The sequence below is a fragment of the Streptomyces sp. SM10 genome, from assembly GCF_002910915.1.
In the GTDB taxonomy this organism is placed as follows: domain Bacteria; phylum Actinomycetota; class Actinomycetes; order Streptomycetales; family Streptomycetaceae; genus Streptomyces.
Genome location: NZ_NEUF01000051.1, coordinates 1 through 21896, shown reverse-complemented (window position 1 = coordinate 21896; position 21896 = coordinate 1). Strand labels below are relative to the sequence as shown.

At 71.8% G+C, this 21896-nt stretch carries 5 protein-coding genes and 2 pseudogenes; all 7 read right to left on the bottom strand.

What is annotated here, in order from left to right; all coding sequences use genetic code 11:
- The coding region (locus B9S57_RS06720) for a carboxyl transferase domain-containing protein (RefSeq protein WP_308457383.1) at nucleotides 1-680 on the bottom strand (680 nt) is incomplete at its 3' end.
- The gene (locus tag B9S57_RS06715) at nucleotides 680-1546 is read right to left on the bottom strand and encodes a metallophosphoesterase (RefSeq protein WP_258036260.1); all 867 of its coding nucleotides are present in this window, start codon (nucleotides 1544-1546) and stop codon (nucleotides 680-682) included. The genes B9S57_RS06720 and B9S57_RS06715, both read right to left, overlap by 1 nt.
- Nucleotides 1539-4565 (bottom strand): amino acid adenylation domain-containing protein, encoded by a 3027-nt coding sequence (locus tag B9S57_RS06710; RefSeq protein ID WP_103514607.1) that lies wholly within the window; start codon nucleotides 4563-4565, stop codon nucleotides 1539-1541. Before B9S57_RS06710 ends, B9S57_RS06715 begins: the two co-directional genes overlap by 8 nt.
- 47 nt (nucleotides 4566-4612) lie before the next feature.
- Nucleotides 4613-5617: a TauD/TfdA family dioxygenase gene (locus B9S57_RS06705; RefSeq protein ID WP_103514606.1), complete on the bottom strand. Its 1005-nt coding sequence runs from the start codon at nucleotides 5615-5617 to the stop codon at nucleotides 4613-4615.
- A gap of 155 nt (nucleotides 5618-5772) precedes the next feature.
- Nucleotides 5773-9696: pseudogene (locus B9S57_RS06700) on the bottom strand (type I polyketide synthase); the annotation flags it as partial.
- Between the two features lie 64 nt (nucleotides 9697-9760).
- Nucleotides 9761-19222, bottom strand: a pseudogene (locus B9S57_RS35230) (type I polyketide synthase); the annotation flags it as partial.
- 61 nt (nucleotides 19223-19283) lie between these two features.
- Nucleotides 19284-21896 (bottom strand): SDR family NAD(P)-dependent oxidoreductase (locus tag B9S57_RS06690; protein ID WP_146057722.1); only part of this gene is annotated, 2613 nt, incomplete at its 5' end.

Genomic DNA, 21896 nt, shown 5'->3' with positions numbered 1-21896 from the left:
CCGAGGCCGTTCTGGGTGATCTCCTCACCGGTGACCGCCTTGACCACGTCGGGGCCGGTGATGAACATCTGCGAGGTCTCACGGACCATGAAGACGAAGTCGGTGAGGGCCGGGCTGTAGGCAGCGCCGCCCGCGCACGGGCCGAGCATCACCGAGATCTGCGGGATGACGCCGGAGGCGCGGGTGTTGCGCTGGAAGATCCCGCCGTACCCGGCGAGCGCGGAGACACCCTCCTGGATACGGGCACCGGCGCCGTCGTTCAGCGAGACCAGCGGAGCACCGGCCGAGATGGCCATGTCCATGATCTTGTGGATCTTCGTGGCGTGGGCCTCGCCCAGCGCCCCGCCGAAGATCCGGAAGTCGTGCGCGTAGACGAAGACCGTCCGGCCCTCGACCGTGCCCCAGCCGGTGACCACACCGTCCCCGTACGGCTTCTTCGCCTCCAGGCCGAAGCCGGTCGCCCGGTGCCGGCGCAACTGCTCGACCTCCTTGAACGATCCCTCGTCCAGCAGCAGCGCGATGCGCTCGCGCGCCGTCAGCTTGCCCTTGGCGTGCTGCGCCTCGGTCGCCCGGTCGCTCGGTCCACGCCGGGCCTGCTCGCGCAGCGCCAGCAGTTCGGCCACCCGCCCACGCGTGGCCGACAGGGGCACTCCGACAGAACGTTCATACGAAACGGTCATCACACCGACTCTCTTCGAGGAGAGGTGACGGTCGGCAGGATCCGGACCAGCCGGCCCGGGGTTCCCTGCCGCCGTTGCCATTCGCGGGGGTACCCAAGGGAGACCTCCTGGTGCGGCACGCCATCGCAGTGGATCACCCTGGGAATGTGCAGGTGGCCGTAGACCACCGACCTGGCACGGAACCGCGTGTGCCAGTCGGCCGTCTCCGTGGTTCCGCACCACAGCGCGAACTCCTGCCGCCAGAGCACACGCGTCGGTTCGCGCACGAGCGGCCAGTGGTTCACCAGGATGGTGGGCAGGTCCTCCGGGAGAGCCGTCAGACGTGCCTCGGTGAACCGCACACGGGCCCGGCACCATGCGTCGCGGCTCGGGTAGGGGTCGGGATGCAGCAGGAACTCGTCGCTGCAGACCACTCCGGCCTCCTCGGCCACCTGGAGCGCCGCCGCCTTCGAGTAGGTCCCCGGGGGACGGAACGAGTAGTCGTACAGGAGGAAGAGCGGTGCTACGGCGACAGGCCCGCCCTCTCCTTCCCAGACCGGGTACGGGTCCTCGGGAGTGGACACTCCGAGCCTGCGGCAGATGTCCACGAGGTGCAGGTAGCGCTGCTCGCCACGCAGCTGCACAGGGTCGTCGGGGGCCGTCCACAACTCGTGGTTGCCCGGCGCCCAGATGACCTTCGCGAACCGGTTGCGCAGGGTGCGCAGCGCCCACTCGATGTCCGAGACGATCTCACCGATGTCACCGGCGACGATCAGCCAGTCCTCGTCGTTCTCCGGTCTGATCCGGTCGACGATCTTCCGGTTCTCGTCGTAGCGGATGTGGACATCACTGATCGCGACGATGCCTGCCCGCCCCGGGTCAGCCACGTGTGACCCCCTGCCCGTCACGCGCGCGCTCGGCGAGCTCCGCGACGTTCGTGAGTGTGGGCCGTCCGAGGATCGCCGGCAGGGCCGCCATGAATATCCGCTCCCGCCGGGCTCCCACGACCTCGTCGCTGACCGCGGCGAGCATCGCCAGCAGGGTCGCGGAGTCGCCGCCGAGCCTGTGGAAGTCCGAGTCCCCGCCGAGCCGGTTGACGTCCACCGCGAGGACGCGTGCCCAGATCTTGGCCACCTCCTCCTCCACCGCACCGCGCGCCTTCGCCTCCGCGGCCGCGACATCGGCCTGCGGCCCGGTGAACGGCACCGGCAGCGCGGCGACGTCGACCTTCTCGTTGACCGTGCGGGGCAGTTCAGGCACGACCGTCGTCGTAGCAGGCACCATGTAGCGGGGCAGACGCCCGGCGACATGGGCCGTGAGCTCGTCCACGGGGACCTCTTCGCGCAGGACGACGTAGGCGCACAGCACCTTGTCGGTGGTCCCCGGCCTGACCAGGCCGGTGACGAAGGCGGTGGCCACGGCCGGGTGTTCTTCCAGGGCCTTGGCGACCTCGGCGGGCTCGATGCGATAGCCGAGCACCTTGACCTGCTCGTCGTTGCGGCCCACGGACTCCAGTTCACCGGAGTCCAGCATCCTGGCGAGGTCACCACTGCGGTAGACGCGGGTGCCGTCGGCGAGGGCCGTGAACCGTTCACGGACGAGATCGGGCCGGCCGCGGTAGCCGCGGGCCAGCTGATCACCGGCGAGATACATCTCACCCACCTCCCCGGGGGCCACGTGACGGCCGTCACCGCCGATCAGGTGGATCCGGGTGTTGTCCGTCGGTACGCCGATGGGCACCGACGGCAGGTCCGCGTCGTGTTCCGGGTCGAAGCGTCGTGTCATACAGCCGATGGTCGTCTCGGTGGGGCCGTACTCGTTGAAGATGCCGCACTGCGGCCCGAAGAGCTGCTGAGCACGGTCGGCGACGGCCCCCCTGAGGAGTTCCCCGCCGGCGATCACCGCCCGGAAGCCGGCCGGGGCCAGGCCCAGCCTGCCGATGAGATCGAGATGTGTGGGGGTGAGCTTGAGCGCGTTGGCGCCCGAGTTCTCCAGCATGTCGCGCAGCACCACATGGTTGGGCTCGTCGGGTACGAGCGCGATCGATCCGCCGGCCAGCACCGGCAGGAAGACCGCGGTGTTGGAGAGGTCGAAGGCCAGCGAGGTGAACAGCGGGAAGCGGGTTGTGGAGTCCACCCCGTAGACGCGGGTCGCCCAGCTGATGAAGGTGGCCAGCTGACGGTGCTCGATCTCCACGCCCTTGGGGCGTCCGGTGGAGCCCGAGGTGTAGATGACGTACGCGAGGTCCTCCGGCCCCACCTCGACGCCCTCGGGCCGGCGGTCCGACGGCTCCAGTGTCTCGAGCACCACCACGTCGCAGCCGGAGTCCGGGGTGAAGCGGCGCTCGGCGTGGACGTGCTCGACGAGGCACACGGTCGCCCCGGCGTCCGCCACCAGGTCCGCGAGCCGGTGATCGGGCTGCTGCGGGTCGAGCGGCAGGTAGGCCGCACCCGCCTTCAGCACCCCCCAGATGCCGGCCATCGCCGCGACCGTACGGCCGGCCAGCAGGCCGACGACGTCGTCGCGTCCGATGCCCCGGTCCAGCAGCGCGACGGCGACGGCGTCCGCCCGCCGGTCCAGCTCACGGAAGGTCACCTCGCCCTCGGGGCCGGTCAGGACGATCGCGCCGGGTGTCAGGGAGACCTGCCGGCGGAACTGCTCGACCGCGGTTCCCGGACTGGTGAGTGCCCGCTGGGTCCGGTTGCGGTCCCACTCACGGTACGCCCGCGGGGACAGGACCTCCTCGATGCGGTCGAGCAGTGCCTCCGCGCGGTCCGGGGTCTGCGGACCGTCGTACCAGCCGATGGTGATCTCGGTACGGTCGCCGAACTCGACCGCGTTGATCTCCGGTGGTCCCAGGGGACCGGAGTTGGGCAGGGAGTAGACGGTGGCGGCGTGGAACGTAGGCGTGCTGAAGTCGGCGGGGGCGACCCTGCCCATGTGGGAGAGCGTGGCCAGGCTGCTGTAGCGGCCCTGCTGTGCGGAGTAGGCGTCGAGGCCCATGATCTGCTGGTGCAGCTCCGCCAGGTCCTGACCGGGCAGCGAGGGGTCGACGCGGGCCGCCAGGTCCTGGCCGGTGGACAGGATGGACAGCAGTCGCTCGTGGGCCTGCTCCCAGCCGGCGTCGCCCTCTACCTCGTACAGCGGATTGTTCGTGAGGTTGCCCGTCGAACGGAGTCCGGGCAGGTACCTGCGCAGATCGACCGGGACGAGGAACCTGCCGGTGCGCAGACCGCACGCCTGGGTGACGGTACGGGCGATCTTGGCGACGAGCGCGGGGTGCGTACCGTCGATGGTGCGCCTGCGCCAGAAGAAGTCGTGCTGGCCCCGCGGGCGGGAGCCGAGCGCGGACGGCCAGTCCAGGTCGGGGGTGATCTCCCGCTCCTCCGGCGCGCCGGCCTGCTCGATCAGTTCGTTCTCCGTGACGCGTGAGGGCGCGCCCACGGGTTCCTCGCCACGCAGCACCCGGAAGATGTCCTCCGCCCAGATGCGCACGCCCTGGCCGTCCATGACCCCGTGGAACGCACGCACGATCAGCGTGTCCGACTCCTCGTCCGTGAGGAGCAGGAGCTCGCAGGTGGGTCCGCCGTCGTCGCCCATGAGAGGGCTGTGCAGTTCGGCGGCATCGGCGAAGGTGTGCCGGTCGACCCGGTGGCCGGGCAGGACCCGCACGGCCGGTGCCACGCCGCTGTCCACCCAGGTCATGCCCTGACGGGTGAGCCGCGCTCCGGGGCATGCCCGGGACGCGGTCTCGACGGCGCGGATCAGTTCGGTGCGACCGATGTGACCGGCGCCCTCGATGACGATCTGGATGACACCGGGGACCGACTCGGGATACACCAGGAACCATGTCTCGGTGGGCGACACAGGCCGGCTGTAGACGTTGTCGTCCTCGCCCGCGGACATGGAGTACCTCTTTCGTTTCGGGTCGGTCGGGGGTGCGTCACGTCCGGTCAGCGAAGCGTCTCGCCGGCGCCGAGCACCTGTCCGTCCGCCCTGCGCATGACGCGGGACTTACGGAAGTCGAGGTGGACGAAGACACGTTGGAGCCAGCGGTCGCGGCCGTCGTAGCGGGGCTGGAAGGAGTTCCGGCCGTGCAGGGCCAGCCGGTTGTCGACGAAGGCCAGGTCACCGGGGCCGAGGATCAGTGTGTGGGCCACCCGTTCGATGACAGCCTCGAGCTCGGTCATGGCCTGCGCGGCGTCGTCGTCGGACGGGATCGTGCTGCTGAAGTCCACCTTGAGATCGGGGTCCTCGAAACTGCCGGCGAGGATTCCGTGCGGTTCCTCCAGGCCGTCGGCGATCTCGAAGGAAGCCGGTGCCATGGTCACGAATCGCGGCTGGTGGAGAATTTTCCTGGTCCGGGCGGATAGCAGCGGAACTGCGTTGCGCACGGACGCCACGCGCAGTCCGGCGACGTTCTCATGGTCGTTCCGCAGGCACATCAGGCCCACCAGATCGGGCTTGTGCTCATGAAAGGCGTTCTCGGTGTGCATGTTGAGCTTGATGGAGCCGGCATTTCCCTGGAACTGTTCCATTCCGGGGACGGGGACCACATCCTGCACGAGTGCGCCGGTCTTCTCCTTGTCGAAGGAGATCACCTCGCCCATAGCCATGGCGATGAGCATCAGCGCGGACGCCGGCGTGGTGGTCTCGCGCTGCACCGAGCCGCGTACCGCCGGAGTGTCGGGGACGTTCTCCACATCCACCGGCAGGTTGCGTACCAGGAGCATGGCCTCGCGGCCCGAGTTCCAGGTGAACCGGCGCAGTGTCTGACGCAGCCGAGTGGGCAGCCGGCAGGAGAGCTCCCGTGCGGCGGACGTCCAGCGGGGGTCGTCGTTCAGGCGCGGACCGAAGTCACGCAGTTGCTCGGCCAGAAGGGTCAGGTCACCCCTCTCCTGGCCATCGAGCGATATCTGGGCATCGTCGCCGATTTTCGGCTTGACTTCGGCAGGCATAATTCAACCATTCGTGGGCAGAGTTGATGCGAATGAACGGGCTCGCCAAGTCGACTCCGGTCCGCAGACTATGGATTCGGCCGAATTGACGGCAACCCCTATCTAGGGTTCGCCGACCCCTGTGCGGCAGCCTCGCGGATTGGGTGCGCCTGGTCTCAGCACCCTTGCTCCGTCAGCCATTCACGCATTCGGTTCGCCAGGGGTCCCGCGTGTTCGCCGAGCATCGTGAAGTGGTTCCCGTCGGTGTCGGTGACCGAGTGGGGCAGGGGCCAGACGGCATGCCAGTCGCCTTCGCCCGACCACGCGCGCAGGGGTTCCCCCGCTCGTACCAGGAGTGTGGGCACGTCGACGGGCTGCGCCCGGCACGCGTACAGGAAGGGGAGGTAGGCGGCCCACGCTGTCGCGCGGAAGTCGTCCATGGGCGTGTACGCGTCGTCGCGTTCGACCATGCCGTCGAGCAGTTCGGGCATCCAGGTGGCCATCACCTCGCTGTCGGCGGGATAGCTGTCCAGCAGGATCACGGCGGCCGGCGGCCGGCCTTGCCGGTCCAGTTCCCGGGAGAGCGCGTTGGCGAGCAGGGCCCCGCCGGAGTGGCCGGTGACGACGAACGGTTTGTCGCCCACCGTGCGCAGGACCGAATCGGCGTGCGTACGCATCAGGACGTCGAAGTCCTCGGGGAGGTCCTCGCCCTCCGTGAAGCCGGGGTGCGGGAGCGCGTACACGTCCCGCTCTCCGCGGAAGCCGGCGGCCAGGCGTGCGTACTCGTGGGGTCCGGAGAGCATCGACATCGTACAGAGGCAGATGAGCGGGAGGCCGTCGCCCGAGGCCAGGCGGACCACGGGCGCTGCCTGGGCGGGTGGCGCCTCGCTGGTGTAGACGTCCCGGAACTCGGCGAGTTGCATCAGCACCTTCGCGTAGTCCACGGCCTGGCCGGTGGAGCGGGTGTGCTGGAGGAGGGGCCCCAGGATGCCGCCTCTCGGCGTCGTCGTGGGTGCGGTGTCTTCGTAGCCTGTGCCGTTGCCGTCCAGCATGCCGGCCAGATGCCGGGCAAGACGGGACGGCGTGGGGTGGTCGAAGAGCAGGGTGGCCGAAAGTTCCTCGGTCCCCAGCACCTTCTGGAGGCTGTTCCGCAGCTCCAGGGCGGTCAGCGAGTCGAAGCCCTGCTCGAGGAAATCCCGCGCGGTGTCCAGCTCTTCGGCCGAGGGGAGCCCCAGTGCGGCGGCAGCCCATGTGGCGACGACTTCCAGGAGCAGCGTGTGCCGCCCGGCGGGGGTGGCCTCGGCAAGCCGCTCGGCCAGTGCCGTCGGCGCTTCGGTGGGCGGGCTGTCCTCGGCCGTCTCGGCGACGGCCTGGCCGGGGGATGTTGCCTGGCCGGGGGTGTGGGCGGGAGGCGCGGGCCAGTACCTGCGGCGCTGGAAGGCATAGGTCGGCACCTCCGTCAGGTGGGCGCCCCGTCCGGCGAACACCGCCGCCCAGTCGACGGGAACGCCGTGCACATGGAGCTCGGCCAGTGCGGTGAACAGGGCGCGCACGGGTGAGCGGTCGCGGTGCTGTGTCGCGACGAGGAGGGGCGGATCGAGCTCGCCCCGGCCGGCGAGGCAGGCCTGGGTGAGGGCGGTGAGCACGCCGTCCGGGCCGATCTCCAGGAAGGTGCCGACCCGGTCGTCGTGCAGTCGCCGTACCGCGTCGGCGAACCGGACGGTCTCCCGGACGTGCCGGGTCCAGTGGTCGGGGCTGACCGCCTGGTCCTCGGTCAGGGGCATGCCGGTGGTGGCGCTGACCAGGTCGGTCCGGGCCGGCCGGAAGGTCAGCCTCGCGGCGACCGAGTGGAGGTCGTCCAGCATGGCGTCCATGTGCGCCGAGTGGAAGGCATGGCTGGTACGCAGCTCCTTGTGTCTGCGTCCCCGCTTCGTCCAGAGGGTCACGAGGTCCTGGACCTGGTCCCGGTCACCGGAGAGGACCACGGACGACGGCCCGTTGACGGCGGCGACCGACAGATCGGTACGGGCACCGAGGAGCTCCCGTACCTCCTGCTCGGTCGCCTCCACGGCCACCATCAGGCCGCCGGCCGGCAGGGCCTGCATCAGGCGGCCGCGGGCCGCCACGAACGTACAGGCGTCCTCGAGCGACAGGACCCCGGCGACGTGCGCCGCGGTGACCTCGCCCAGTGAGTGGCCGGCGACCGCGTCGGGACGCACACCCCAGCTCTCCAGGAGCCGGTACAGGGCGACTTCGAACGCGAAGAGAGCGGGCTGGGCGAACTCGGTCCGGTCGAGCTCGGCCGAGCCCGCGCCCGACATCACCGTGCGCAGGGACGTGTCCAGGTGCCGGTCGAACCCGTCGCAGACGGTGTCCAGGGCCGCGGCGAACGCGGGGAACACCCCGTACAGCTCGTCCGCCATGCCCGGCCGCTGACTGCCCTGCCCGGTGAAGAGGAAGGCGGTGCCCTCCCCCGCCCGCTCCGCGCTCCGGATCAGGCCCGGGGCCGCCTCGCCACGGGCGAGGGACGTGAGCCCGCGGACGAGGCCCTCGCGGTCGTCGGCCAGGACCACCGCCCGGCGGTCGAGTGCCGCACGGGAGACGGCCAGTGAGTACCCGAGGTCCGTCGGTGACTGTCCGGGATCATCGCGCAGCCGGTCCAGGAGACGGGCCGCCTGAGCTCTCAGGGCTTCCTCGGTGCGAGCGGAAAGCAGGAAGGGAACGACGGGGAGCTCTGTGGTGGCCCCGGCGGCGAGCTCGTCGGCGGGTGCCTGTTCGAGGATCAGGTGCGCGTTGGTCCCGCTGAGCCCGAAGGCGGAGACGCCCGCCCGGCGTGGCCGTCCCGTGTCCGGGAAGGGTGTCGCCCGGGTCAGCAGGGACACCGCGCCGGCCGACCAGTCGACGTGGGGCGTGGGGGCATCCACATGCAGGGTCTGGGGCAGCACCCCGTGTCCGAGTGCCAGGACGGTCTTGATGGCACCGACGGCACCGGCGGCGGCCTGGGTGTGCCCGACGTTCGACTTGACGGTGCCGAGGAACAGGGGCCGGTCAGCCGGACGGTCGCGACCGTAGGCGGCGAGCAGCGCCTGGGCCTCGATCGGGTCGCCGAGCACCGTGCCGGTGCCGTGCGCCTCCACGGCGTCCACGTCGGCCGGACCCAGCTCCGCGTCGGCGAGCGCCTGGGCGATCACGCGGCGCTGGGCCGGCCCGCTGGGCGCCGTGAGTCCGTTGCTCGCACCGTCCTGGTTGACCGCGCTGCCGCGCAGCACGGCCAGCACCTTCCGACCGTTTCTACGGGCGTCGGACAGACGTTCCAGAAGGATGACGCCGGCTCCTTCGCCCCAGCCCGTCCCGTCGGCGGAGGCCGCGAACGACTTGCAGCGGCCGTCGTCGGCGAGTCCGCGCTGCTTGCTGAACTCGACGAACGCGCCGGGGGTGGCCATCACCGTCACCCCGCCCGCGAGTGCCAGCGAGCACTCCCTGTCGCGCAACGACCTGGCGGCGAGGTGGATGGCGACCAGGGACGACGAGCAGGCGGTGTCGACGGTGATCGCCGGGCCCTGGAGGCCGAGGATGTAGGCCACACGGCCGGATATGACGCTGCCCGCACCGCCCGTGAGGAGGTAGCTGTCGCTGCCCTGGGCGTCGCCGTACATCCCCGCGCTGTATCCCGAGGAGGAGGCCCCCACGAACACACCGGTGCTGGTGCCGCGCAGGGACGAGGGGGCGATCCCGGCCCGTTCGAACAGTTCCCACGACGACTCGAGCAGCAACCGCTGCTGCGGGTCCATCGCCAGCGCCTCGCGGGGACCGATGCCGAACAGAGCGGCGTCGAACGCGTCGGCGTCGTCGACGAACCCGCCTTCCGGGGTGATGCCCGCGTCCCCGAGCCCCCGCAGCCACTCCACGTCCCAGCCCCGCCCGTCGGGGACGGGCGACATGGCGTCCGTGCCGTCCGCGACGAGGCGCCACAGGTCCTCCGGAGATCGGACGCCGCCCGGCAGGCGGCAGCTCATCGCCACGACGGCGACCGGCTCCGTCCGCTCGTCGACGAGACGCTGATGCTGCCGCCGCAGCCGTTCGTTCTCCACGAGAGACGCCCGTAGCGCTTCGACGATCTCTTCGACCTGCATCCCCATCATGTGCTCCACGCTGCTCGTCGCATCAGGCTTCCTTCGTTCGTGTGGCCATGCGGACGAGGGCGGTGACGTCCATGGCGTTGATCTCGTCCACCCGGTCCTCGGACTCAGGCGCTTGCTGCTCCTGCGGGACGTCGGCCTCGGCGGGGCGCAGAAGCGCGTCGAGGAGACCCGACTCGCGGATCCGGGCCATCGGAAGGGTGGCGAGCAGCGCACGCACCTGTGCGTCGTCGGCCTCGGCGGACGGTTCGGCGCCGGGCGGCAGCAGTTCACGCAGCAGCCGGTCACGGAGACCGGTGGGTGAAGGTTCGTCGAAGACCAGAGTGGTCTCAAGCCGCAGCCCGGTGGCGGTGTTCAGACGGTTACGCAGCTCGACCGCCATGACCGAGTCGAACCCCATCTCCCGGAAGGCCCTCTGGGGGTCCACGGCCTCGGCGGCGGGATGTCCGAGTACCGCGGCCGCCTCGGTGCGTACGAGGTCCAGGAGCATCCGCTTCCGCTCGGCGTCCGACGCGCCGGCCAGTCCGTCCGCGAGAGCGGTGGCGGTGGCCCCGGTCGCGTCGTGGTCGTCCTCGGGCGGCTGGAGTACGGCGGCGGCCTCGGGGATGTCCTCGATGAGCGGTCGGGGCCTTGCCATGGTGAACGCGGGGGCGAACCGGGTCCAGTCGATGTCGGCGACCGTCAGGCAGGTCTCCTGGCGTTCCACCGCCTGGACCAGCGCCCGGACGGCCGTCCCCGGCTCCATGGGACGCAGCCCGATGCGGGTCAGCGTGGACTCGGCGGAGGTGTCCACCATGCCTCCGCCGGCCCAGCCGCCCCAGGCGACCGAAGTGGCGGCCAGCCCGCGGGCGCGGCGGCGCTCGGCCAGTGCGTCGAGGTGGCAGTTGCTGACGGCGTAGGCACCCTGCGCCGACCCGCCCCAGACACCGGCGCCGGAGGCGAACAGCACGAAGGCGTCGAGCGAGTCGGATCCGAAGAGTTCGTCGAGATGGGTCGCGCCCGCCGCCTTCGCCGACATGACCCGGGCGAACTCGGCCGGATCGCTCTCCTCCAGGCCGGACACCAGGGTCTCCCCCGCCGCGTGCACCACGGTGCGTACGGGTGCCCTGCCGTCCTGTGCCAGGTCCTTCACCAGGGTGGCCAGGGCGTCGCGGTCGGCGACGTCACAGGCTGCGAGTGTCACGCGAGCGCCGAGGGCGGTGAGCTCGTCCCTCAGGGCGAGGGCCCCGGGGGTGTCTTCCCCCCTGCGCCCGGTCAGCACCAGGTGTTCGGCGCCCTGGCCCGCGAGCCAGCGTGCCACGTGGGACCCCAGCGCTCCCATGCCTCCGGTGATCAGGGCCGTACCGCGCGGCTTCCAGCACTGCGGCGCGGTCGACCGCGGCCCGGCCGGCGAGCGTCCGAGGCGGCGGGCGAACACGCCCTGGGGGCGGACGGCCAGCTGGTCCTCGTCATCGGCCCCGGCCAGCAGTCGGCACACCTGGCCGGCGGACCGTTCGTCCGGCTCTGCGGGCAGGTCGATGAGGCCGCCCCAGCGTTCGGGGTGCTCGAGGCCGATCACGCGGCCCAGTCCCCAGATCTGCGCCTGGGCGGGGCCGGTGAGCGGGCCGGAGCCGTCGACGGAGACCGCCCCCCGCGTGAGGCACCACAGGGGTGCCACGAGGTCCAGATCGGTCATCGCCTGGATCAGGGAGGTGGTGGCCGCGACGCCGGCCGGTACCACCGGGTGGAACGGGTCGGGGCGCTCGTCCTCGGCCAGGAAGGACAGGATGCCCTCGACCCGCCCGTCGGGCACGGCCTCCCCGAGTCGCTGCAGCGCCATGGCCCGTCCGGTGTCGTCGGCCTCGAACAGCACCTGGAGCGTGCGGACCCCGTTGCGCGCCAGCTCTCGCTCGACGGCCTCACCCGCCTTGTCCTCGACCCCGGACGAGCTGACGATCAGCCAGGTCCCCGAGGGAGCCGGGGCCGCGGACGGAGCGACCGGCTTCCAGCTGATCCTGTAGCGCCAGCTGTCCAGGACGGACTGCTCGCGGCGTTCCCTACGCCAGGAGGTCAGGGAGGGCAGGACGCTTTCCCATGAGCGCCGGGTGTCGTCGTCGCCGCTTCCCAGCATCCCGGCCAGCGCCTCGGGGTCCTCGCTCTCCACGGCGGTCCAGAACGCGTCGTCCACAGGGTTCCGCTGTTCGGCCGGTGCGGGGAGCACGGCGGGCTTCGGCCAGTACCGGCTCCGCTGGAAGGCGTACGTGGGCAGCCTGACGTGGCCCGTGCGGGGGCCGAACACGGTGCGCCAGTCGGGGGACACGCCGGCGACGTGTGCTTCGGCCAGGGACGTCAGGAAGCGGTGGGTTCCGCCTTCGTTGCGGCGCAGGGTCCCCAGTGCGGTCGCCTCGGTCTCCTCGGCGTCGAACGTCTCCTGGAGCCCGAGTGCCATCACCGGATGGGGGCCGACCTCGAGGAACACGCGGTGGCCGTCGGCGAGTGCCGCGCGGGTGGCGGCCTCGAACTCCACGGTGGAGCGCAGGTTGCGGAACCAGTACCCGGCGTCCAGCGCCGTGGTGTCGATCATCGCGCCTGTGAGGGTCGAGTAGAACGGCACGGTGGACGAACGGGGGGTGATTCCGGTGAGCAGCCCGTCCAGTTCCTCGCGAATGGCCTCGACCTGGGCGGAGTGCGAGGCGTAGTCGACCGCGATGCGTCTGCCGCGTACGCCGTCGGCCTCGCATGCGCTCAGGAGGCTGTCCAGCGCGTCGGGTTCCCCGGCGACGACGGCGGACGACGGGCTGTTGACGGCAGCCACCGCCAAACGGTCGCCCCACGGGCCGAGACGCTCACGCAGCAGCTGCGCGGACTCCCCGACCGATGCCATGCCGCCCTTTCCGGACAGGGCGAGCAGCGCCCGGCTTCGCAGGGCGACGACACGCGCGGCGTCCTCGATGGACAGTGCCCCGGCCACGGTCGCGGCGGCGATCTCGCCCTGCGAGTGGCCGAGCACCGCGGCGGGACGGACTCCGCAGGCAGCCCACAGTTCGGCCAGCGACACCATGACCGCCCACAGCACGGGCTGCACCACGTCGACCCGGTCGAGGCCGGGAGCGCCGGGAGTCTCCCGTACGACATCCTCCAGCGCCCAGTCCGTATGAGGGGCCAGGGCCTGGGCGCACTCGGCGAGGCGCACGGCGAACACGGCCGAGGTGTCCAGGAGTTCCTTGGCCATGCCGGGCCATTGGGCGCCCTGTCCGGGGAAGACGAGCACGGGCCCCGTCTCGCGCGCCGCGCTCCCCCGTACGATTCCGGCCGCCGAGCCGTCGGCTGCCACCACCCGCAGGGCCGCCTCGAACTCCGCGGGCTCCGCGGCCACGACGGCGGCGCGGTGCTCGAAGCGGGATCTGCTGGTCGCCAGGGCGTGGGCGAGGTCTGCGGGGTCTGCGGTGCCGACCTCGGCCAGCAGCCGCGACGCCTGGTCCCGGAGGGCTTCGCGCGTCCTGCCGGACAGCACCCACACGGTGGTGGCGCCGGTGTCGAGCGGAACGTCCGGCTCGGGAGCATCCGGGGTGGGGGCGGCGGGAGCCTGCTCGATGATGGTGTGCGCGTTCGTGCCGCTCACGCCGAACGACGACACGCCCGCGCGGCGCGGCCGGTCCGTCTCCGGCCAGTCGACCGGTTCCGTCAGCAGTGCGACGGCGCCCGCCGACCAGTCGACGTGGGACGACGGCTCGTCCACGTGCAGTGTCGGGGGCAGCACGCCGTGCCGCATCGCCATCACCATCTTGATCACACCGGCCACGCCTGCGGCGGCCTGCGTGTGACCGATGTTCGACTTGACCGAGCCCAGCCACAGCGGCCGGTCGGCAGGGCGGTCCTGCCCGTACGCGGCCAGCAGCGCCTGCGCCTCGATCGGGTCGCCCAGCGTCGTGCCGGTGCCGTGCGCCTCCACGGCGTCGACCTGGCCGGCGGTCAGGCCGGCCCCGGCGAGCGCCTGTCGGATGACCCGTTGCTGCGAGGGGCCGTTGGGGGCGGTCAGACCGTTGCTCGCGCCGTCCTGGTTCACCGCGGAGCCCCGTACGACCGCCAGCACCTCACGGCCGTGACGGCGGGCGTCCGAGAGCCGTTCGACCAGGAGGACTCCGACGCCCTCGCCCCAGCCCGTGCCGTCGGCGGCCTCGGCGAAGGCCTTGCACCTGCCGTCGGAGGACAGTCCGCGCTGCCTGCTGAACTCGATGAAGGCCGACGGCGTCGACATCACGGTCACACCGCCGGCCAGGGCCAGGGTGCACTCGCCCGCGCGCAGGGCCTGGACGGCCAGATGCAGGGCGACCAGTGAGGACGAGCACGCCGTGTCGACGGTCACCGCGGGCCCTTCCAGGCCCAGCGCGTAGGAGACCCGTCCGGAGACCACGCTGGCCGCGTTGCCCGTGGCCACGAAACCTTCCGCGCTCTCGGCCGAGCCCATCAGGAGACCGGTGTAGTCCTGGCTGTTGGTGCCCGCGAACACTCCGACCCGTCCCCCGCGCACCGATTCGGGGTCGATGCCGGCCCGCTCGAACGCCTCCCACGACGTCTCGAGGAGCAGACGCTGCTGCGGGTCCATGGCCAGCGCCTCGCGCGGCGCGATACCGAAGAACCCGGCGTCGAAGTCGGCCGCACCGTGCAGGAAGCCGCCTTCGCGAACGTACGACGTGCCCTGCTGGTCGGGGTCCGCGCTGTACAGCCGCTCGATGTCCCAGCCGCGGTCGTCGGGCAGCGGGGACACCGCGTCGGTACCGGACTCCAGGAGGTCCCAGAACTCCTCCGGGGAGCGCACCCCGCCGGGGAAGCGACAGCTCATGCCGACGATGACGATCGGGTCGTCGTCCATGACGGCGACGGGGCCGTCCTGGGAGGGTCCGGTCCGGGAGCCGGCGAGTTCGTCACGCAGGTGCCGGGAGAGGGCCAGCGGGGTCGGGTAGTCGAAGACGAGTGTCGCGGGCAGGGCCAGTCCGGTGCTCGCGCCGAGGAGGTTGCGCAGCTCCACGGCGGTCAGCGAGTCGAAGCCGAGTTCCCGGAAGGCCCGTCCGGTCTGTACTCCGTCCGCCGAGGCGTGGCCGAGTACCGCGGCGGCCTGACCACAGATCACGGCGAGCAGGATGCGCTCGGCCTCCTGCGGCGACGTGCCGGCCAGTTGCTCGTGCAGGGCGCTCCCGACGGCCTTCTCGGGCGCGGGGGTGCCGGCCGCTGCCGACAACCGCTGTACGTCCGGGATGTCGCCGATGAAGGCGGACCTGCCGGGCGGCAGGGCGGGTGCGAAGCGCTCCCAGTCCACATCGGCGACGACGGTGTGGGGTGCACCGTCCTCGACCGCCTGTCGCAGAGCCCGCATCGCCAGTTCCGGAGGCAGCGGAGGCATACCGCCCCGGCGTACGCGTTCGGCCACCAGCGGGTCGGCGGCCATCCCGGCGCCGTCCCAGGCTCCCCATCCGATGGACGTGGCGGGTAGCCCCTGGGCGCGGCGGACGGCGGCGATCGCGTCGAGGAAGGCGTTGCCGGCTGCGTACGCGGCCTGTCCGGCGTTGCCGAACGTCGCGGCCAGCGAGGAGAAGAGGACGAACGCCGACAGGTCGAGGTGGCGGGTCAGTTCGTGCAGGTGCATGACCGCATCGGTCTTGGGCCGCAGAACCCGCTCGACCCGGTCGGGCGTCAGCGAGCCGAGCATGCCGTCGTCCAGCACACCGGCGGTGTGGACGACCGCGGTCAGTGGGTGCTCGGTGGGTACCGAGCCGAGCAGTGCGGCCAGCGCCTCCCGGTCGGTGACGTCACAGGCGGCCACGGTGACGCGCGTACCGAGCTGCGTCAGCTCGGCCTCCAGATCCCGGGCTCCGGGGGCATCGGGGCCGCTGCGGCTCGTGAGCAGCAGGTGGGCGGCCCCGTTGCGGGCCAGCCAGCGGGCGGCGACGGCGCCCAGGGCGCCGGTGCCGCCGGTCACCAGGACGGTGCCGGACGGCTGCCACGGTGTGCGGGTCTCCGGCGGCCGGGGGGCGGACCGGACGAGGCGGCGTACGTGGACGCCGGAGGAGCGGATCGCCAGCTGGTCCTCCGTTCTCCGGGGGTCCGCGAGTACGCCGCACAGGCGGCGGGCGGCGCGGGTGTCGAAGGTGCCGGACAGGTCGATCAGGCCGCCCCGGAGACCGGGTTCCTCGACGGCCACGACCTGGCCGAGGCCCCAGACCATGGCCTGTTCGGGGGCGGTCAGCAGGTCGGCGCCGTCGACGGCGACGGCGCCGCGGGTGGCCAGCCAGAGCGGGGCGCGCAGCCGGGCTTCCGCAAGGGCCTGAACGAGCGCGAGGGTGTCCTGCAGCCCTCGGGTCCCCCCACCGTTCAGGGCGGTCAGGGCCAGGACGCCGGTGACCCCGCCTTCGTCCAGGGCGTCCCGCAGCAGGGCGCTGTCGCGGGACGCGGGGACGCGGACGACTCGGACTCCGTGGGTACTCAGGGCGCCCGCGATGTCGTGGGTGGCCTCCTCGGGGCCCACGACGAGCCACGTGCCGGACGGTACGGCGGGTTCGGGCTCCGGTGCCTGGCGCCACTGCACCTCGTAGCGCCAGGAGTCGATGACGGACTGGTCACGCCGGCCGCGCCGCCAGTCGGCGAGTGCCGGGAGCACGGTGCTGAGCGGCTGGTCCCCGTCGAGGGCGAGCGTACCGGTCACGGCATCCAGGTCCTGGCGCTCGACCGCGGACCAGAAACCCGCCTCCGCCTGGTCCTCGCCGCCTCGGACGTCGGCTGCCGCTGTCCATCTGAGCGACTCGGGCCAGTACCGGGTGCGCTGGAACGCGTAGGTGGGCAGGCTCACCGCTCCCGCGCCGGGGAACAGAGCCGTCCAGTCGCAGTCGACGCCGCGTACGTACAGTCTGGCCAGCGCGGTCATCGCGGCCCCGGTCTCAGGACGTCCTGCCCGAAGGACCGGGAAGGCGTCCGCGGCCTCGTCCAGGCAGTCGGGGACCATCGCGCTGAGCACGCCGTCGGGGCCGAGTTCGACGTACGTCTTCACACCCTCGCCGGCGAGGGTGCGCACGCAGTCGTCGAACCGGACGGCCTGACGTACGTGGGAGACCCAGTAGTCGGCCGAGGATGCCTCCTCGGCCGACAGGATCCGGCCGGTCACGTTCGAGACGACCGGGATGGCGGGAGCGGCGAACGTGAGGGACCGCAGGACCCGGCCGAACTCGTCGAGCATCGGCTCCATGTGCGGGGAATGGAAGGCGTGGCTGACCTTCAGCCGCTTGGTCCTGCGGTTCCGGCCCTCGAAGTGGGCAGCCACAGCCAGCACTTCGTCCTCGTCACCGGATACGACGACGGAACGGGGGCCGTTCACCGCGGCGACCGAGACCCGGTCCGTCCGGCCCGCCAGCACCGTGAGCACTTCGTCCTCGCGGGCCTCCACGGCCACCATCGCACCGCCCTCGGGCAGCGCCTGCATCAGCTGTCCCCGCGCCGCGACGAGCGTGCACGCCTCCTCCAGGGAGAGGACCCCCGCGACGTGCACGGCGGCCACCTCGCCGATGGAGTGGCCCGCGAGAAGGCCGGGGCGGACGCCCCAGTGGGCAAGGAGGCGAAAGAGTGCCACCTCGATCGCGAACAGGGCGGCCTGCGTGTACGCCGTGCGGTGCAGGAGGGCCGCTCGCTCGCTGCCCTCCTCGGCGAACAGCACGCTGCGAAGGGGGTACCGGAGATGGCGGTCCAGGTAGGTGCACACGTCGTCCAGCGCGTCACGGAAGACCGGGTGGCGTGCGGCGAGTTCCTGCCCCGTACCCAGCCGCTGGCTGCCCTGGCCGCTGAACAGGAAGGCGACCCGGCCTTCGGTCACGCTGCCGCGCACCGGTCCGGCCGCGCCGTCGGCCAGGGCGTCCAGCTGCTGAAGGGCGTCGTCGCGGTCCTCGGCGACGACCACGGCCCGGTCCTCGAAGGCGGTGCGCGTGGTCGCGAGCGCGTGGGCCAGATCCGCCAGGCCGTAGTCGGGACGGGCGGCCAGCAGCGCGCGCAGCCGGGCGGCCTGCGCGGCCAGCGCCGTCCCGCCACGCGCGGAGACGGCCAGGGCGACGGGTCCGCTCTGCGCCTCGCCGCCGGCCGGGGCGTCGGCAGCGGTGTCCGCCTGCTCGATGATGACGTGGGCGTTGGTGCCGCTGATACCGAACGACGAGACGCCGGCGCGCCTGAGCCGGCCGGTCTCGGGCCAGGGCACCGCGTCGGTCAGCAGCCGCACCTCGCCGGTGCTCCAGTCCACCTGCGGTGTGGGAGCGTCGACGTGCAGCGTCGCCGGAATCGCGTCCCGCTGCATCGCCATGACCATCTTGATCACACCGGCCACACCTGCGGCGGCCTGCGTGTGCCCGATGTTCGACTTGACCGAGCCCAGCCACAGCGGCCGGTCGGCGGGACGGTCCTGCCCGTACGTGGCCAGCAGTGCCTGCGCCTCGATCGGGTCACCGAGCACGGTTCCGGTGCCGTGTGCCTCGACCACGTCGACCTGGGACGGTGTCAACGAGGCGTCGGCGAGGGCCTGCTCGATGACGCGCTGCTGTGAGGGGCCGTTGGGGGCGGTGAGGCCGTTGCTCGCACCGTCCTGGTTCACCGCTGAGCCACGGAGTACGGCGAGCACCTGATGCCCGTTGCGACGGGCGTCGGAGAGCCGCTCCACGAGCAGAACCCCGGCGCCCTCGGCAAATCCTGTGCCGTCCGCCGCGGCGGCGAACGCCTTGCAACGGCCGTCCCTGGCCAGCCCGCCCTGCGCGCTGAAGCTGCTGAACATGCCGGGGGTCGCCATGACCGTGACCCCGCCCGCGAGCGCCAGCGTGCACTCGCCCCGGCGCAGGGCCTGCGCAGCCAGGTGCAGGGCCACCAGGGACGACGAGCACGCGGTGTCGACGGTGACGGCGGGCCCTTCGAGGCCCAGTGTGTAGGAGACTCGTCCGGAGACCACGGCGGCTGCACTTCCCGTACCCGTGAAGCCCTCCAGCCCTGTCGCGCCCATCAGGAGGTAGGGATAGTCCTGGCCGTTGGTCCCGGCGAAGACTCCGGTGCGGGTCCCCCGCAGCGTCTCCGGGTCGATCCCGGCTCGCTCGACCGCTTCCCAGGACGTCTCGAGGAGCAGGCGCTGCTGCGGGTCCGTGGCAAGCGCCTCGCGCGGGCTTATGCCGAAGAACGCGGCGTCGAACTCCCCCGCGTCGTGGACGAACCCGCCCTCACCGGCGTACCCCGTCCCCTCGGCCCCCGGCTGGAGCACGGAGTCCGTGTTCCAGCCGCGGTCCGAGGGGAAGCGGGTCATGCCGTCGGCTCCGGCGGCGACCAGGTCCCACAGCTCCTCCGGGGAGCGCACTCCGCCCGGGTAACGGCAGCTCATGCCGATGATGGCGATCGGCTCGGTGTCGCGCTCCTCCATCTCGCGGATCCGGTCGTGCGCCGTTTCGAGATCGGTGCTGACCCGCTTGAGGAAGTACCGGAGCTTCTCTTCGTTCGCCATCGGGCGACCCCTCTGTCAGGAACTGTGTGGTGCGATGTGCGTGACGCCGGACGGCCTGTCAGGAAATGCCGAACTTCTTCCCGAGCAGCTCGAACATCTCGTCGTCGGATGCCGCTTCGATCTCTTCACCGACCGGTGCGGCCTGCGTTTCCTGCAGTTGGGCGAGCAGCGCCTGCACGCGCCGCACCACCTTGGCCCGTCCTTCGTCGTGCGCCGCGACCGTGACGAGTGCGGCTTCCATCCGGTCCAGCTCCTCGATCACCGACACGGCCACGGTCTCTCCGTCGGGTACGAGCTGCTCCCGCAGGAACGTGGCCAGTCTCACCGGGGTCGGGTAGTCGAACGCGAGAGTCACCGGCAGTCGCAGACCTGTCTTGGCGCCGATCCTGTTGCGCAGTTCCACAGCGGTGACGGAGTCGAACCCGACCTCTCTGAAGGCTCGTTTGACGCTGACGGCCTCCGGCCCGGGGAATCCGAGCACGGCGGCGACCTGCTCGCGTACCGCCTCCAGCAGTACGGCGTCCCGCTCGGCGTCGTCGAGCCCGGCCAGGCGCTGTGCCAGGGCGGACGGCTCCTCGGCGCCGGCGCCGGCCGAGCCGTGGCCCTCCTGTGCGATCCGGCCCACCTCGGGCACATCGGCGAGCAGCGGACTGGGCCGGGTCGCGGTGAACGCGACGAAGAAGCGTTCCCAGTCGATGTCGGCGATCAGGACACAGGTTGCCTCGTGTTCCACTGCCTGCCGCATCGCGCCGGCCGCGGCTTCGGGGTCCATTTCGCGCAGACCGTGCCGGTTCAGTACGTCTCCGAACGCGCCTTCGGCCATTCCACCGCCACCCCAGGCGCCCCACGCGATGGAGGTGGCCACGAGGCCACGCGATCTGCGCTGTTGGGCCAGAGCGTCCAGGAAGGCGTTCCCCGGCGCGTAGTTGCCCTGCCCGGGCGTGCCCACGATGCCGCCGAACGAGGCGAACAGGACGAACGCCGAGAGCTTGATGTCCCGGGTCAGCTCGTCCAGATTCTGCGCGGCTCGCGCCTTGGCGTGCAGGGCACGGCCCAGCTGTTCAGGGGTGAGCGTGTCGAGCAGCCCGTCGTCCAGCGCGGCGGCGGTGTGCACGACGGAGGTGAGCGGGTACGCGGCCGGTACCGCGGCGAGCACGTCCGCCAGGGCGTCGCGGTCGCCGGCGTCGCAGGCTGCGACGGTGACCCGGGCGCCCAGTGCCGTCAGTTCGTCGCGCAGTGCGGCTGCTTCCGGGGCGTCGGGACCCCGGCGGCTGACGAGCAGCAGGTGCTCGGCGCCGTCACCGGCCAGCCGGCGCGCGACGTGGCCGCCGAGAGCTCCGGTCCCGCCGGTGATGAGCGTGGTGCCCCTGAGGTCCCAGGTCCGGGACCCGGGACCCGCGCCGAGGCGGGCCCGGTTCAGCCGGCGTACGAATGTCCCGGAGGGCCGGATCGCGAGCTGGTCCTCGTCCCCCGAGCCCCCGAGCGCACCGCTGAGCATCGCTCCCGTGCGCGCGTCCAGTGCCGGAGGCAGGTCGATGAGACCCCCCCATCGGTCGGGGTGCTCCAGCGCGGCGACCCGGCCCATGCCCCAGGCCATCGCCTGCTCCGGACTGTCCAGCGCGTCGGCGGGGCCGACCTGGACCGCGCCTCGCGTGGCGCACCACAGCGGTGCTGCCACCCCTGCCTCGCCCAGCGCCTGGAGGAGCGCGACAGTGGCGGCGTAGCCCCGCGGCACGTCAGGGAAGCCGGGGTGCGGCACGCTGTCCAGGGTGAGCAGCGACAGGACGCCCTCGATGCCGGAGGGCAGGTCGTGGTCCGCGAACAGGTCGCGGTGCGGTACGCCGGCGTCGACGGTGACCGAATGGGGCCTGGCGCCGTGGGCGGCCAAGGCCTCCAGGCACCCGAGCACCAGTTCGTCCTTGTCGTGGCTCTCGGGAACGATCACCAGCCAGTGCCCGGAGAGACGACTCGCGGAGGCTTCGGGCATCGGGCGCCAGGCCACCTCGTAGCGCCAGTCGTCGACGGTGGAGAGCTCGCGGCTGCGTCGCCGCCAGGAGGAGAGTGCGGGCAGCATCGCACTCAGAGCCGAGCGCGCTTCGTCGCCTCCTTCGAGAGCGAGGGTGTCTGTCAGGAATCCGAGGTCCTGCTGTTCGATGGCGTCCCAGAACTGCGCGTCGGCCACGGACAGCTCACCGGCGGAGCCGGCGGGTGCGTCCATGACCGGGCGCAGATCGTCGATCCAGTAGCGCTGACGCTGGAACGGGTAGGTGGGCAGGTCGACATGACGGGGCGTATGTCCGGCGAACAGGGTGTTCCAGTCGAGGTCGACCCCGTGCACATGCGCGTGGGCGAGGGAGGTCATGAAGCGGCGGGACTCGTCCTCGTCCCGGCGCAACGTCCCCAACGCGACCGCGTCACTCCCGGCCGCCTCGAACGTCTCCTCCAGCCCCACGGACAGCACCGGATGCGGACTCACCTCGACGAACACACCATGCCCCGCACCCAGCAGAACCCCGACCGTCTCCTCCAACAACACCGTCCGGCGCAGGTTCGTGTACCAGTACTCGGCATCCATCCCCACCGTGTCCAGCAACCCGCCCGTCACCGTCGAATACAACGGCACCCGCGAACTACACGGCTCCAGATCCGCCAGCACCTCCAGCAACCGGTC